12 protein-coding genes and 3 pseudogenes are annotated in these 14,398 nt (G+C 72.3%); 8 read left to right on the forward strand and 7 right to left on the reverse strand.

The annotated features are described in order from the left end of the window. Both ACIQCJ_RS23080 and ACIQCJ_RS23085 read left to right on the forward strand, forming a co-directional pair. Positions 1-188: pseudogene (locus ACIQCJ_RS23080) on the forward strand (histidine kinase); the annotation flags it as partial. After that, on the forward strand, positions 185-538 hold the full coding sequence (locus tag ACIQCJ_RS23085; protein ID WP_391047940.1) for an anti-sigma factor antagonist: 354 nt from the start codon (positions 185-187) through the stop codon (positions 536-538). The pseudogene ACIQCJ_RS23080 and the gene ACIQCJ_RS23085, both read left to right, overlap by 4 nt. A 526-nt stretch (positions 539-1,064) precedes the next feature. Here the strand turns inward: ACIQCJ_RS23085 and ACIQCJ_RS23090 are convergent. The 4 genes from ACIQCJ_RS23090 to ACIQCJ_RS23105 form a co-directional block, all read right to left on the reverse strand. Next, entirely contained in the window at positions 1,065-2,243 is a 1,179-nt protein-coding gene (locus tag ACIQCJ_RS23090) for an ABC transporter permease (protein WP_355332948.1), read from the reverse strand. Positions 2,244-2,401: 158 nt separating this feature from the next. Continuing rightward, entirely contained in the window at positions 2,402-3,088 is a 687-nt protein-coding gene (locus ACIQCJ_RS23095; RefSeq protein WP_355332945.1) for an ABC transporter ATP-binding protein, read from the reverse strand. Further along, positions 3,085-4,530 (reverse strand): peptidoglycan-binding protein, encoded by a 1,446-nt coding sequence (locus ACIQCJ_RS23100; RefSeq protein WP_402712375.1) that lies wholly within the window; start codon positions 4,528-4,530, stop codon positions 3,085-3,087. The genes ACIQCJ_RS23095 and ACIQCJ_RS23100 overlap by 4 nt, the downstream gene beginning before the upstream one ends. Positions 4,531-4,658: 128 nt before the next feature. After that, the gene (locus ACIQCJ_RS23105; RefSeq protein ID WP_391161022.1) at positions 4,659-5,354 is read right to left on the reverse strand and encodes a hypothetical protein; all 696 of its coding nucleotides are present in this window, start codon (positions 5,352-5,354) and stop codon (positions 4,659-4,661) included. Between the two features lie 111 nt (positions 5,355-5,465). On the opposite strand from ACIQCJ_RS23105, the gene ACIQCJ_RS23110 reads away from it, so the two are divergent. After that, positions 5,466-6,194 carry a response regulator transcription factor gene (locus ACIQCJ_RS23110; protein ID WP_355332939.1) on the forward strand — a complete coding sequence of 243 codons (729 nt, stop codon included), beginning with the start codon at positions 5,466-5,468 and terminating at the stop codon, positions 6,192-6,194. A gap of 49 nt (positions 6,195-6,243) precedes the next feature. Next, on the forward strand, positions 6,244-8,076 hold the full coding sequence (locus tag ACIQCJ_RS23115) for a sensor histidine kinase (protein ID WP_402712376.1): 1,833 nt from the start codon (positions 6,244-6,246) through the stop codon (positions 8,074-8,076). 10 nt (positions 8,077-8,086) lie between these two features. On the opposite strand, the gene ACIQCJ_RS23120 is transcribed toward ACIQCJ_RS23115, so the two are convergent. Beyond that, the gene (locus tag ACIQCJ_RS23120; protein ID WP_402712378.1) at positions 8,087-8,215 is read right to left on the reverse strand and encodes a hypothetical protein; all 129 of its coding nucleotides are present in this window, start codon (positions 8,213-8,215) and stop codon (positions 8,087-8,089) included. A gap of 168 nt (positions 8,216-8,383) precedes the next feature. Here ACIQCJ_RS23120 and ACIQCJ_RS23125 point away from each other — a divergent pair, with 168 nt between their 5' ends. Continuing rightward, complete coding sequence (locus ACIQCJ_RS23125) at positions 8,384-8,572, forward strand: hypothetical protein (RefSeq protein ID WP_402712379.1); 189 nt, start codon at positions 8,384-8,386, stop codon at positions 8,570-8,572. 96 nt (positions 8,573-8,668) lie between these two features. Here the strand turns inward: ACIQCJ_RS23125 and ACIQCJ_RS23130 are convergent, their stop codons facing one another. Next, positions 8,669-10,261, reverse strand: a complete 1,593-nt coding sequence (locus tag ACIQCJ_RS23130; protein ID WP_402712380.1) for an amino acid permease — start codon at positions 10,259-10,261, stop codon at positions 8,669-8,671. A 154-nt stretch (positions 10,262-10,415) separates the two neighbouring features. Between ACIQCJ_RS23130 and ACIQCJ_RS23135 the strand changes: the two are divergent. Together ACIQCJ_RS23135 and ACIQCJ_RS23140 are read left to right on the forward strand one after the other, a co-directional pair. After that, positions 10,416-10,745: pseudogene (locus ACIQCJ_RS23135) on the forward strand (PadR family transcriptional regulator); the annotation flags it as partial. Next, positions 10,745-11,014 (forward strand): annotated as a pseudogene (locus tag ACIQCJ_RS23140) (ABC transporter permease); the annotation flags it as partial. The pseudogenes ACIQCJ_RS23135 and ACIQCJ_RS23140, both read left to right, overlap by 1 nt. A 245-nt stretch (positions 11,015-11,259) precedes the next feature. On the opposite strand, the gene ACIQCJ_RS23145 reads toward ACIQCJ_RS23140, so the two are convergent. Continuing rightward, positions 11,260-12,198: a siderophore-interacting protein gene (locus tag ACIQCJ_RS23145; protein WP_402712381.1), complete on the reverse strand. Its 939-nt coding sequence runs from the start codon at positions 12,196-12,198 to the stop codon at positions 11,260-11,262. 362 nt (positions 12,199-12,560) lie between these two features. Between ACIQCJ_RS23145 and ACIQCJ_RS23150 the strand changes: the two genes are divergently transcribed. Continuing rightward, positions 12,561-14,258 carry a cellulase family glycosylhydrolase gene (locus ACIQCJ_RS23150; RefSeq protein WP_402712542.1) on the forward strand — a complete coding sequence of 566 codons (1,698 nt, stop codon included), beginning with the start codon at positions 12,561-12,563 and terminating at the stop codon, positions 14,256-14,258. Positions 14,259-14,398 lie beyond the last annotated feature (140 nt).

Genomic DNA, 14,398 nt, shown 5'->3' on the forward strand with positions numbered 1-14,398 from the left:
AGCTGTACGGCGAGGACGCTCTGTGTGCTTTCATCGCCGCCCAGCCGCCGACGGGCCCGCAGGCTCTCATCACCGCCCTGAGCGGGCTGCTCGCCTCCTTCGGCGACGGGCTCGACGACGACACCGCCCTGCTCGCCCTCGGCATGCCCGCCCCGCTTCCCACCACCGCGAGTGACGAGCTGACATGAACCCTCTGACGATCACCGCCCGAGCCACCGCCACCGGTCCCGTCCTGGAGATCACCGGTGACCTCGACTACGCGACGGCACCCGAACTGCGCAGGGCCGTAGACGGCCTGGCGGTCGCCGCGGGGCAACTGCTGGTCCTGGACCTGGCCGGCCTGGACTTCTGCGACTCCAGCGGGATCAGCGCTCTGCTGTCGGTTCGGAGTCTGGCTATCGAACACGGCGGCGACATGACCCTCGCCGCGGTTCCCGCGAACACCGCCCGCATCCTGGGCATCATCGGCCTGGACCAGGTTTTCACCATCCACCCGGACGCCACGACGGCCACCGCCCGCGACTCCGCCGCCAGTTGATCCTGCTCCGGACAGCGTCAGCCAAGGGGGCCAGCGTCCGAGTGGGGCGGGCCCGGAGTCGTTCACGCAGGTGATCTCCTCGGCGGTGAGCGGCTCTCCGGGTTGACGAGTGCATACGGGCTCGGGCGGCAGCGGCAGGCCACCGCGGCTTCCTCGGGTTCAGCGAGCGCCCGGCAGAGCGAGGCGACCGAGGGGTGCTTTTCTACCGCCCTCGTGGTTTGGGAACACGGGCCGCGCAGGCGAGGTGGGCGCGGATGTCCTGAACCTCCGGCAGAGTCGGGCGGGGTTAGACGGCCGGAGACGGTGGGTCTCTCCCAGGGCCAGCGGAAGCCCGTGGCGAGGGGCCGGGCGAGCCGCAGCTGGGTGTGCGCGACAACCAGAGTTCAGGTCCGGCAGTCCGCCGCATCGGGAGCACGGAGTCTCGGAGTGGCCCAGCCCAGGGTCTGTGTCGGGAAGCGGATGATGTGCTTTCCAGGTCGACCCGCTGTCGGCTGAGCTCACGCCCGCGCGGGACCGCGGCTGCTTCTCAGGTGGCGCTGAGGGCCTGAGTCGGCGTCAGCCGGGAGGCCCGTACCGACGGGTAGGCACCGGCGATCATGCCGATCAGGACCGCGCCCAGCAGGCCCGCGGCGAGGGCCGCAGGCGGGATGACCGTCGGCCAGCCCTGGTAGGCGCAGTAGGCGAAGCTCGCCGCGACCCCGATCAGCGTGCCCGCCGCGCCACCGATGCCGGACAGCACGGCCGACTCGGTGAGGAACTGGGCGCGGATCTGGCCGCGGTTGGCGCCGAGGGCCCGGCGCAGGCCGATCTCGCGGCGGCGCTCCAGGATGGAGATGTACATGGTGTTGGCCACGCCTATACCGCCGACCAGCAGGGCGACGGCCGCGAGGCCGAGGAAGAGCGCGGAGAAGGTGGTCCGGGTCGCCTGCTTGGCGGCGAGCACCGACGAGGGGTTGCTGACCCGGACGACGCCCGGCAGCCGCGGGTTGACGGTGGCGGGCAGGACGGCGTGCACCGCGTCGATCTCGTCGTCCGGGGCCTTGACGTAGATCACGGTGGGGCTGCGGTGGAAACCGAGCTCGGTCGCCGCGATGTCCCAGCCGACCAGCACCGACGTGTCGAGGTCCGGATGCAGCGGCACCGGCTTGAGGATGCCCGCCACGCTGAACCACGTCTTCCCGACGAAGATCAGCGGCGGTGTCCGGCCGGTCAGGACCTCGGGGAAGCCGAGCCGATTGGCTGCCGTCGCACCGAGGACGGCCACCGGGAACCGCTCCGTCGCCGCGGTGAGGAACGTGCCGGACGCCATGCTGCCGTTGACGGCGGGCAGCAGGTTGAGCTGGGTGGCGAGTGTGGTCAGCCCGGTGGCGTAGGTGGCCGGGATCTTGTCGGAGCGTTCGACGGGCAGATTGAGGTTGGCCACCGCGCTGGCGATGGTGACCGGGCCGATCCGGGAGACCATCGCCACCGACTCCGGCGGCAGGACCACGGCGGGTTTCGCGTTCGGGTCGTAGCTGACCTGGAGCATGTTGGTCCCCAGCGCGGTGAGCTGGTTGAAGAGGGATCGCTGGCTGGACGCCGGGATGCTGGTCACGACGATGAGCGTGGCGATGCCGATGGATATACCCAGCGCGGACAGCGCGGCGCGCAGCTTGCGGGTGCGGATGCCGAGAAGGCCGAGCCCGAGCAGGTCGAAGGGCGCCAATCGGACCGGCGCCGTGCGCAGGGGCGGTCGTGCGGCCCGCGCGGAAGCGGGCCCGGCCCCCGTACGAGCGGGTGGACCCGCGGCTGAATCCGAGTCAGAACCGAGGCCGGGACCGGAACCATGGCGGGGCGGCTGTCGGCGGGCCGCGTCGGGACCGCTCATACCGGCTCCCCCTGCCGGATGTCGGCGACCAGGCGGCCGTCGAGGATTTGGAGCCGCCGAGGCAGCCGGGCGGCGATGCCCAGGTCGTGTGTGATGACGGCGATGGTCGTGCCTTCCTCGTTGAGCCGGCCCAGCAGGTCCAGGACCGCCGTCCCGTTGGCCGTGTCCAGCGCGCCGGTCGGTTCGTCGGCCAGCACCAGCGCGGGATCGTTGACCAGCGCCCTGGCGATGGCGACGCGCTGCTTCTCGCCGCCCGAGAGCTGGTGCGGCAGATGCGCGGTCCGCCGGGCCAGGCCGACCCGCGCCAGGGCCTCCAGTGCCAGCCGCCGCCGGTTGCGCCGGGGGACCCCCGCGTACAACAGGCCGGTGGCGACGTTCTCGGCGGCGCTGAGCCCCTCGGTGAGGTGGAACTGCTGGAAGACGAAACCGAGCCATCGCCCGCGCAGCGCCGACAGGCGCCGGTCGGAGAGCAGCGCCGCGTCCTGCCCGGCGATCTCGACCACGCCGCTGGTGGGACGGTCCAGGGTGCCCATGATGTTGAGGAGCGTGGACTTGCCGGAGCCGGAGGGACCGACGATGCCCAGCAGTTCGCCCTCCTCGATGGTCAGCGAGACCCGGTCGAGGGCGAGAACGCCGCCGGGGTAGGCCATGCTGGCGCCGCGTACGGCCAGGACCGGGCTCACGCGGCCGTCACCACCCGGGTGCCGGCGGTGATACCCGTCCCGGTGATCTCGACGAGACCCTTGGCGAACATCCCGAGGCGCACCGCGACCAGGGTGCCGCTCCTCAGCTGCACCGCGTAGCCGCCGCCGCTGAGCGCCAGCAGCGCGCCGACCGGCACCGCCAGCACCCCCTTCTCGACCTTGCCGGTGAACTCGACCTGCACGGGGGCGGAGTCCAGGTTCCGTACGTCGGCCGGCCGGTCCAGCGCCACCGAGACGTTCTGCTGGGGCGCGTTGCCGGAGTCGTCCCCCGAGCCGCCGCCCGCCGAACCCTGCTCCTGGACGGTGGCGCTGACCGTGGCGACGTGGCCGGGCGTGGTGGAGCTGTCCGGCAGGGTGACGACGACACGGTCGTTCTCCTTGATGCTGCTCACGGCGTCCGGGTCGGCGGGCACGGTGACGGTCTTGTCGGCCAGGGTGACGGACATCAGCGGCTCGGCGGCGGGGTCCCCGAGGGCCGCCTGCACTCCGCTGACCCGGACCCTGCCGGGCAGCACCACCACGTCACCTGGGCTGAGGGTGCCGGTGGCCGGAATGCCGAACGTCCGCTGAAAGCGCTTCAGCGCCGCCATGAGGGACGAGGTGAGCACACCGTCCCCGCGCCGCACGACGACCGTCGTCGGCGACGCCGGGGGCGCCGCGGGCGGGCCGTCGCCGGGCGGGGCCGTCGTACCGGCGGTCGCGGATGCCGGCCCGGAGCCCGAGCCGGCGCCGGGAGCCGAGCCCGCACCCGATCCGGAGCCGTGGCCCGGTCCTGAGCCGTCCGTGCCGGAGGTCGCGGACCCGCTGCCCGCCGCGGGCGCGTCGGCCTGCCGGATCGTGCTGCCGACGGACGGCTGCGCGCCGATGTCGTAGCCGAGCGCCTTCAAGTTCGCCGCGACCATCGCCACGTCCCGGCCCACCAGCCCCCGCCGGTCCAGCGGCCGGAACAGCGGAGTGCTGCCGTAGAAGAGCATGACGGGGTGGTCGTCCACCCGCAGCAGCGGACGGCCGCGGGACACGTTCTCCCCCTGCGCGGGGAGCTGGGTCACCGTGCCGGTGCCCGCGCCCTTGACCGTCACCGGTTTTCCGAAGCCCAGCGTCCCGCTGAGGCTCTGCGAGCTGGACAGGTCGGTACGCACCACGGCGACGGTCTGCACCGGCGTCGACGCCGTCCCCCGGCCGGGGGACCTGCTGTCGTGGTGCATGACGACCGCCCCCACGGCCGCCGCCGCGACGGCTGCCGCCACCCCGAGGCTGACGAGCGCCCGCCCGCCCGGCCGCCGGGACGGCGCGGCCGACTCCTCGTCCCCGCGGCCGTCGTCGCCCGGCGGTCCGCCCCCGGCCCCGGCCCCGAGCAGATCGCCGCCGGGCGACACACCGCCGCCGCCCGCCCGGTGTCTGGGGCTCTTGCTGTCGGCCATGACCCGGCCCCTCTGTTTCATCATCGGTCGCACACGTACTTTCCGAGCTCCTGTTCACCACGGCCGCTGCCCGGCCCGGTCGGCGGCGGCCGTCACGGCACCGCCCCCGCGCACCCGCTCCCGTTTCCCTACGGGTACACGTGCGAGTACACCTGGATGTGGCAGGCCCGCTCCGCCGCCATGGCCTTCTCGCCCTGCTCCTGGGTGCGGGGCGCCCGCACGTAGGTCCAGCTCAAGCCGCCCTCGTAGGCTCTGACCGTCTCGTAGCCCTTGCGGTTGATGCAGTTCACCTCGTCCCGCACGTAGTCCCTGGCGTGCGGGTTGTCCGGGTCCTCGCTGGTCGGCATGAGCGGCTCCTTCGACTCGCAGGCGATGATCGCGGCCCGCGGGGCACCGTCCTTCACGCCGATTGCCTGGATTCCGCCCTGCTCCTTGCCCGCACCCCCGGTCTCGCGGGTGGCACCGTGCTGGATCAGGCAGGACGCGTAGGCGTTGGTGAGGCGCATCTGGGTCGCGGGGGAGTCGTCGAGCCGTATCTGGGGACGACCGGAGGCGGTGTTGGACGGGTCGGGTGCCGGTGCCGCCGGGTTTTCGCCCGCCGCTGACGTCGAGGACCCCGACGACGGCACCGAGCCCGGTGCGGGCGGCGAGGTGGCGGCGAGCGATGCCACACCGCTGCCGCGGGCACCCTCGGAGGAGTGCGAACCGCCGCACGCGGTCAGGGAGGCCAGCGCGGTGACCGCGGCCAGACCGGCGGCGGTCAACGCCGCGTGACGGGACAGGCTGCGGCGGCGGAAGGGCGTGGCTGGGGTCGTGATCGGCATGACCACATCGTGGACAAGGGGTGTGGGCACCTGGTCAGAGACTTGTCAGAATTCTGTTTTTCGTATTTCCGGTCTCTTCGGATCGCACCTGTACGGCTCTACAGTCGTCGCATGAGCGCACGTGTCCTGGTCGCGGAGGACGACGAGACGCACGCCGAACTCCTCCAGCGGTATCTGGAGCATGAGGGCCACGGCGTGGTCGTCGCCCGCGACGGCCGTGAAGCCCTCGACCAGGCCCGCAGATTCCGGCCCGACCTGCTCATCCTCGACGTGATGATGCCCGAGGTGGACGGCATGGACGTGTGCCGGATCCTGCGCCGGGAGTGCGACGTGCCGATGCTGATGCTGACCGCGCGGACGGACGAGGAGGATCTGCTGCTCGGCCTCGGCCTGGGCGCCGACGACTACGTCACCAAGCCGTACAGCCCGCGGGAGTTGATGGCCCGGGTACGCACGCTCCTGCTCCGCTCCCAACGGTCCGGCGGGTGGTCGCGGCTCACCCTGCACGTGGGCGGCCTCACCGTCGATCCGGCCCGGCACCAGGTGTGGATCGACTCCGATGTCGTGGACTGCACACGCGGCGAGTTCGAGATCCTGGCGGCGATGGCCGCGAAGCCCGACCGGGTCTTCACCCGCGCCCAACTGCTGCGGGAGGTCTCCGGCACGGACGCGTACACCTCCGAGCGCACCATCGACATGCACGTCATGAACCTGCGCCGGAAGACCGAGGCCGATCCGCGCCGCCCGGCGCGCCTGGTCACCGTCTTCGGGGTGGGCTACAAGTTGACGGACGGTGCGAACGGCCGGGACCGCACGGATCGCGGCCACCGTGCCCCGTAGCGACAGCCGCACCCGTAGGAGCCGTACCCGTAGCAGACGCGGCGTCCCGTTGCGCAAGAGCCTGATGGTGCGGCTGCTCGCCACCTCCGTGCTGATCGCGGTCTGCTCCATCGCCGCGACCGCCTGGCTGGCCGCGACGACCACGTCCCACGCGCTGCGGCAGGAGCAGGGGCAGGTACTGGCCCGGGACGCCCAGGTCTACGACGCGCTGCTCGGCTACGCGGCCACCCACCGCAACTGGGACGCGGTGGCCCCCGCCGTGGCGTCGCTGGCCAAGCGCACCGGGCGCCGTATCGTCCTGACCACCCCGCAGCGCCGGACGCTGGCCGACTCCGCGGCGGCCGACCACGCCGCACTGCCCGCCGCGGTGTCCGCGGTCGTCAACCCGCTCGCGGTGGACTCCTCACTGACCGGTGGCACCGGCGCCACCCCGATCGACCCGCGGGCTGTCGGCCCCTATCGCCTCACCGCCGCGGAGCGGACGGCACTCGCGGCCTCGGCGCGGAGCATCACCGGGTGCCTGCTCAAGCTGGGCGAGCCGTCGCAGATCAGCTACGCCCCCAGCGGCCGGCCCCGGGTCACCACCGAGTCCCTCACCGCCGCCGCCCCCGTGATCCCCGACGTGTGCGGCGGCCAGAGCAGGATCCTGACCCGCCCCACCCCGACCGAGGCCGCCGCCCTCCACCAACTGGAGGGCCTGGTCAACCCGTGTCTGCGCCGCCAGGGGATGTCGCCCATCCGGATCGGTCTCGACTACATCGGCCCGCAGTCGATCGAGACGCTCTACGCGCCCATGGACGCAGGCCGGATCACCGAGGGCTGTGTCGAGGACGGGCGCCGCGAACAGCTCGCTCCCTACGTGGCGCCCAGTGCCCTGCTCTTCGTCACCGGCGTTCCGGGCGCCGACACCACCGGCTTCGCCCTGACCGGTGCGAACGCCGTCCGCATCGTCGAGGTCGCCGCCCTGGTGCTCACGGTCACCGTCGCCGCCGCTGTGCTGATGTCGACCCGGCTGATCAGGCCGCTGCGCACCCTGACCGAGGCCGCCCAGCGGCCCGACCAGGCGCGCAACCGGGTCCCGGTCTCCACCGACGACGAGATCGGCTCGCTCGCGGTCGCCTTCAACGACCTGTCCGCGCGCCGCGAACGCCTGGAGGACCAGCGCAAGGCGATGGTCCGGGACGTCGCCCATGAGCTGCGCACCCCGCTGAGCAACATCAGGGGCTGGCTGGAGGCGGTCGAGGACGGCGTGGCGGTCGCCGACCGGCCCCTGACCTCGCGGCTGCTGCGTGAGGCGCTGCTGCTCCAGCACATCATCGACGACCTGCGTGACGTGGCCGCCGACGACGCGCACACCTTCCGGCTGCACACCGAGCGGGTCCGGGCCGCGGAGGTCGTGGAGTGGGTCTGCGCCGCCCACCGTGACGCCGCCCGCACCGCGCGGGTCGCGCTGACCTGGTCCGCGGAAGGCGATCCGGAGCTGACTGCCGACGCGCTGCGGCTGCGGCAGGCCGTCGGAAACCTGCTGTCCAACGCGGTCCGGCACACCCCGCCGGGCGGCAGCGTCGAGGTCCGGACGTCCGTTCGGGACCGGTCGGTGCTGATCGAGGTCGCCGACACCGGCAGCGGCATCAGCGATGAGGAGCTGCCGCACGTCTTCGACCTCTTCTGGCGGTCGGAGAAGTCCCGCAGTCGGCTGACGGGCGGCAGCGGCCTCGGCCTTGCGATTGTTCGCCAGTTGACTGAGGCGCACGGCGGCCGGGTCACGGTGTCCAGCACTTTGGGCGCGGGGTCGCTCTTCACCCTCCACCTGCCGTCCGCCGCCGCACCGCCTCTGCGGCGCGACCCCGCCGGGGCGGCGAAGGACCGCCGGGAGCGCTGAGCTCGACACCTCAGGTGAACACGACGGCCTCGCCGTCCAGGATCACGCCGGGTTCCAGCGCCGTCCCGGCCGCTTTGAGGTCGGGCCAGGATGTGGTGCTGTCCCGGCCGGAGCGAGAGACGTCTCGCTGCTCCGTCACCCCAGGTATCACCCGTCGGCGCCAAGGGCGGCCACTGCGGCCTCGTAGGCGTGCAGGGCGGTGATGACCGCGGCGCGGTCCGCGGGGTCGAGACCGCGCATGACGCGTTCCCGGACAGAGGCGCTGCCGGAGAGCCATTCGCCGATCGGTGCGGCGTAGGCGGGGGCGATGGCGACGATGCGGCGGCGGCCGATCCGCCGGTCGGCGTGGGCACGAATTCGGAAGTGGATGCGCGAGGACGCGAACCGCGTCCTGATCGCTGTCGGATCGGTGGCGCGGGTGCCCGAGAAGCTGACGCTCCACGGGCTCCGCGACTGGTACGCCGTCGTGTCCGATCAAGAACAACGAGAAACGTGAAGACCGTTCAGGTGCGACTCGGCCACAGCAAGCCGTCGATCACGCTCGACGAGTACACAGGCTTGTGGCCGGTGGGCGACGACACCACGGCGGCTGTCATGGAGTCGGCGCTGGAACCGCTGCCCCTTCGGGGGCCACGCGCCCCCGATGTGCCCTCAGGGTCCGCCAGAGGAAGCCCACCAGCAGCACGGCCAGCAAAAATAGCAGGGTGAACCACTGGAAGTACCAGTGGCCGCCGGAGGGGTCGTAGACGGTGGCGCGGGGCCAGGCGAGGTTGACGGTCATGGCGAGGCCGTAGAGGAGGGCGAGGGCGTTGACGGGGAGGCCCCAACGCCCCAGGGAGAAAAGGGGGTTGCCGGAGGGGTCGGTGGCCGGGGGGAGGGGGGAGCGCAGGCGGCGCAGGAGTTGGGGGCCTGTGACCATCGCGTAGGCGAGGTAGAGCATGACGATGCAGGTGGTGCCGATGGCGAGAAAGGCGTCGGGGGAGCCGAAGTTGAGCAGCAGGAGGGCCGCGGCGAGGACGCCGACGACGAGGGCGGGGGCGGGGGGCTGGCCGGTGCGGGGGGAGACGCGGGCGAGGGGCCCGGAGAAGGGCAGTGCCCGGTCGCGGGCCATCGAGAAGAGCATCCGGGTGGCCGACGTCTGGATGGCGAGGGTCGCCACGGTGACGGCCACCGCGACGTCACAGAGCAATGCGCGCCCGACACCGTCGCCCAGCCGGCTGGTGAGCACGTAGGACAGGCCCTCGGTGCCGAGCCGCCCGTCGGTGAGGCTGGGCGCGGCCAGCAGGGCGGCGAGGACGAGGAGCGTGGCCAGGGCGCCGGCCGCGGCGAGCGCGGACAGGATCGTACGGGGCGCGACGCGCTGCGGATCGCGGGTCTCCTCGCTCATCTCGCCCGCGCTGTCGAAGCCGATCATCACGTACGCGGCGGCGATCGAGCTGACGAGCAGCGCCGACGAGCCGCCCCCGCCGTGCACGGTCACCGACGGCGTGCGGTCGGCGTGCGTGAAGAGCAGCGTGACGATGAGCACGGCGCCGATGATCTCGGCGGTCACGCCGACCCGGTTGACCAGCGACATCACCGTGTTGTCGAGGAGGTTGACGACGGTGGTCAGGACGAGCAGCGCGATCCCGAGCAGCGCCGCGTTGGCCGCGCCGTCCGACGAGACCGGTGACGTATCGGTCCCGATGAGCTGGAAGCCGGACCAGACGGCGGGCAGGACGACCTGGAGGGCGAGCGCGGCGGCGGCCACCACCACGACCTGGCCGATGACCATGATCCAGCCCGCGTACCAGCCGAAGACGGCGTTGCTCAGCCGGGTCGACCACTGGTAGACGGCGCCGGAGATCGGGTAGCGGGCGGCGAGTTCGGCGAAGCAGGCGGCGACGAGGAGCTGGCCGATCAGGACGGCGGGCCAGGTCCAGAAGAAGCGCGGGCCGCCGAAGGAGTAGCCGAAGGCGAAGAACTGGAAGACGGTGGTCAGCACCGAGATGAAGGAGAAACCGGCGGCGAAGGACGCGTACCGGCCGAGGCTGCGGTGCAGTTCCTGGCGGTAGCCGAAGCCCGCGAGCCCCGCGGTGTCGGTGCCCGCGGCGTCGGTGCCCGGCGCGTCGGTGCCCGCGGCGTCGGCGGCGGTGCCGTGGTCCGGCGGGTCTGAGCGGACCTCGGAAGGTGCGGTGGCGGTCATGGGCCTGGCCCCCTGTCACGAATTCCTGTCGGGCGACAGAAATTAGGGACCCGGTGTTTCGCCGGAATGACACGGCCGTGTCGCGCGCGGGCCGAAGTCCTCACCCCGCCTCGCGCGCGGGCGCCTCACCGTGCGGGAGTACCGACGGCCTGCGGAGAAGCACGGCTTTGTGGAGGTCGCGGGCGTCCAGCGGCAGGGCAACCGGCCGGAGCGCACGCTCTACGGGCTCACCGCCGAGGGCCGCACCGAGATGCACGACTGGCTCGCCGACATGGTGGCCGTGCCCGCCAGGGAGTACCCCGCCCTCGAGTCCGCGCTGTCGCTGGTCATGGCGCTGCACCCGGACGAGGTGGCGGAACTGCTCGCCGAGCGGGCCAACACGCTGGAAGTGCACAGCGCGGCCCTGCGCGGCGTCCTGGACAAGCTGGACGGTGAACTGCCCCGGATCTTCGTGGTGGAGACCGAATTCCAGGCCCACATGGTCGCGAGAGCATCATCGGCATCAACACGTTCCTGCTGCTGCCGCTGACCTTCCTGTCCTCCGCCTTCATGGCACCCGGCCTGATGCCGTCCTGGATGCGGCACATCGCCGACGTCAACCCGGTCAACTGGGCTCTGGTCGCGGGCCGTTCCGCGATGTCCGCCGACCCCGGCCGGGGCGACGTCCTCAGCCGCGGCGGCGGCCTGCTCGCCTTGGTCCTGGTCGCGGTGTGGCTGTCGACCCGCACCTTCCGCTCGTACCAGAAGTCGGTCCAGCCCTCCGGCCCGAGCGGCATCAACGGCCCGAGTGGTGATGGCGGCTCCCGGCGGCAGCGGTCCGCCCCGCGCGGCGGCGGCCCGCCCCCCCGGGTCACCCACTCGGGCCGAACGGGCGGCGGGCCGCCGCCGCGCGTGTCCACGGCCGGGAGACGCTCCATCCGCGACCGGGCGGGCAACGGGTCGGCCCCGCTCCCCGTCCGTCAGGGACGCCCGCCGCGCGCTCAGCGCCCGCCGCGCGCTCAGCGCCCGGCGCCGCTCTCCTGCTCGCGCTCCACCTGCTCGTTCCACTCCCGCTTGGACGCCTGCCAGCCGTCCTCGTCGGCGCCGCGGCGCCAGTAGCCGGAGATCGACAGGCGCTCGCGGGGGATCGAGCGGTCGAGGCGGAGGTGGCGGCGGAGGTCCTTGACGAAACCGGCCTCGCCGTGGACGAAGACCTGGACGTCACCCGGCGGGAACTTCAGACCGGTGACGGCCTCGACCAGCGCCTCGCCGACCGGCCGGGCACCGCGGTGCAGCCAGACGATCTCGGCGTCGCCCGAGGTGGCCAGCTTCTGCTCCTCCGCCGGGCCCTCGACCTCCACGAAGACCTTCGCCCGTGCCCCCGGCGGCAGTTGCTCGACCGCCGCGGCGACGGCGGGCAGCGCGCTCTCGTCGCCCGCGAGCAGGTGCCAGTCGGCGGCGGGGTCGGGCGCGTAGGCACCGCCGGGGCCCATGAAGTAGATGCCGTCGCCCGGCCGGACACCGGCCGCCCAGGGCCCGGCCAGCCCTTCGTCGCCGTGGTGGACGAAGTCGATCGTCATCTCGGGCGCGACCGGGTCCCAGGCGCGCACGGTGTACGTACGGGTGGTCGGCCACTGCTCGCGCGGCAGGTCGCGGCGGACGGCCTCCATGTCCAGCGGCTCGGGGTACGTGACCCCGGGAGGCGCGAAGACCAGCTTGACGTAATGGTCGGTGTAGTCGCCCACGGGAAGCCCGGCGAGCCCGTCACCGCCGAGCACCACCCGGATCATGTGCGGGGTGACGCGCTCGGAACGGATCACGCGGGCGTGGTTCAGCCGCGGGGCCCGGCGCGCGGGGCGCTCGGCGGCGGCGGGCGCCGCCGGCTCCTCGGCCCGCGGGCCCTGCGTCGCCGCGCCCGTCTGCTGGTCCGTCGCCCGTCCCACCGGTCGGTCTGCCATGGGCGTGCTCCGCTCTCTCGGTGCTGTGCCGTACTGCGTGGTTCGCGCTGCGCCCGGACTGTTCCCCCAGGCTTAGTTAGGTAAGCCTAACTGATTACGGGCCAGGTGTCGGCGACCCCGCTCGTATGACTCCCAGACCCCACTCCGACACCTCTTCAGTGCGGCCCCTGGCCCCGCCCCCTACTCGGCTTCACTACTTGAAGCCTGTGTTTCCTCTTGACGCCACTCGCGTGTCCTCGCTTCCATACGGTTACGAATGGGAGCGCTCCCACCAGGCTTCCGCCGTCCACCCCCACCACGAACTGAAGCGTTCCGTCCCCCCACCGAGAGGAATCGCCACCGTGGTCCCCTTTCCGGGCTCGCTGAGCCCCCTGAGAAAAACGAACAGGCTGCGGGTCTTTCTGGCCGCCGCCGTCGCGGCGGCGCTGCTCGCGCTGCTCTCCCTCGCCGGACAGACGCACGCGACGGCCGCGGGCGCGCCCGCGGCTCCGGCGGCGGCCGAGGCCGCCACCGGCTACTGGCACACCAGCGGACGCCAGATCCTGGACTCCACGGGCAAGTCGGTCCGCATCGCGGGCGTCAACTGGTTCGGCTTCGAGACCAGCAACTACGTGGCCCACGGCATCTGGTCGCGCGACTACAAGAGCATGATCGACCAGATGAAGCAGCTCGGCTACAACACGATCCGACTGCCGTACAGCGACGACATCTTCAAGGGCACGATGCCCTCCAGCATCAACTACTCCGGCGGCATGAACGCCGACCTCCAGGGCCTCAACTCCCTCGGCGTGATGGACAAGATCGTCAACTACGCCGGTTCCATAGGGCTGCGGGTCATCCTGGACCGGCACCGTCCGGACTCCGGCGGCCAGTCCGCGCTCTGGTACACCGCCGCCGTCCCCGAGTCGACCTGGATCACCAACCTCAAGGCGATGGCGACCCGTTACCTGAACAACCCGGCGGTCGTCGGCATCGACCTGCACAACGAGCCGCACGACCCGGCCTGTTGGGGCTGCGGCGACACCACGATCGACTGGCGTCTGGCGGCCGAGCGCGGCGGCAACGCCGTCCTCGGTGTCAACCCCAATCTGCTGATCTTCGTGGAGGGCGTCCAGACCTTCAACGGGACGTCCGGCTGGTGGGGCGGCAACCTGATGGGCGCGGGGCAGTACCCGGTCGAGCTGAACGTGGCGAACCGGGTGGTCTACTCGGCGCACGACTACGCGACCAGCGTCGCCCAGCAGCCGTGGTTCAGCGACCCGAGCTTCCCGGCGAACATGTCGGCGATCTGGGACAAGTACTGGGGCTATCTGTTCAAGCAGAACATCGCCCCGGTCTGGGTCGGCGAGTTCGGCACCACCCTCCAGTCGACCGTCGACCAGACCTGGCTGCGGACGCTGGTGGACTACCTGCGGCCGACCAGCACCTACGGCGGCGACAGCTTCAGTTGGACCTTCTGGTCGTGGAATCCCAACTCTGGTGACACCGGCGGCATCCTCAACGACGACTGGACGACGGTGAACACCGTCAAGGACGGCTACCTGGCCAGCATCAAGGCGCCCGGCTTCGGCGACTCGGGCGGCACGACCGGCGGCACCACCAACGGCGGTACGTCGACCGGCACGTCGTCGGGCACGTCGAGCGGCACGTCCTCCGGCACCTCGTCGGGCACCTCGTCGGGCACCTCCTCCGGTACGACGACCGGCACGTCGACCGGTACGACCTCCGGCTCCACCGGCGGTCCGACCGGCGGCAGTTCCGGGTGCACGGCCACCTGGCACACCGACAACCAGTGGAGCGGCGGCTTCACCGCCACCGTGACCGTGGCCAACTCCGGTACGGCCGCGACCAAGAGCTGGAAGGTCACCTGGACGTGGCCGGGCGGGCAGCAGGAGACCAGCGGCTGGAACGCGGACATCCACCAGACCGGAGCGGCGGTGACCGCGGGCAGCCTCGCCTACAACGCCGCGCTCGCCCCGGCCGCCACGACCACCTTCGGCCTCCAGGGCACCTCCAGCGGCACCCTCGGCGCACCCGCGCTGACCTGCACCGCCACCTGACGCACCACTGATGTGCCGGCGCTCCCCGCGGGGCGCCACCGACCGGCGGGTCCCGTTCAGGGGCCCGCCGGTCGCCGTTGCGCGCGGGGCCGGCGCGGCCCGCCCCGGCCTTGATGCGACGCGGAATTGAACCTGTGCAG

The organism is Streptomyces sp. NPDC093221, from assembly GCF_044753885.1.
Taxonomy (GTDB): Bacteria; Actinomycetota; Actinomycetes; order Streptomycetales; family Streptomycetaceae; genus Actinacidiphila.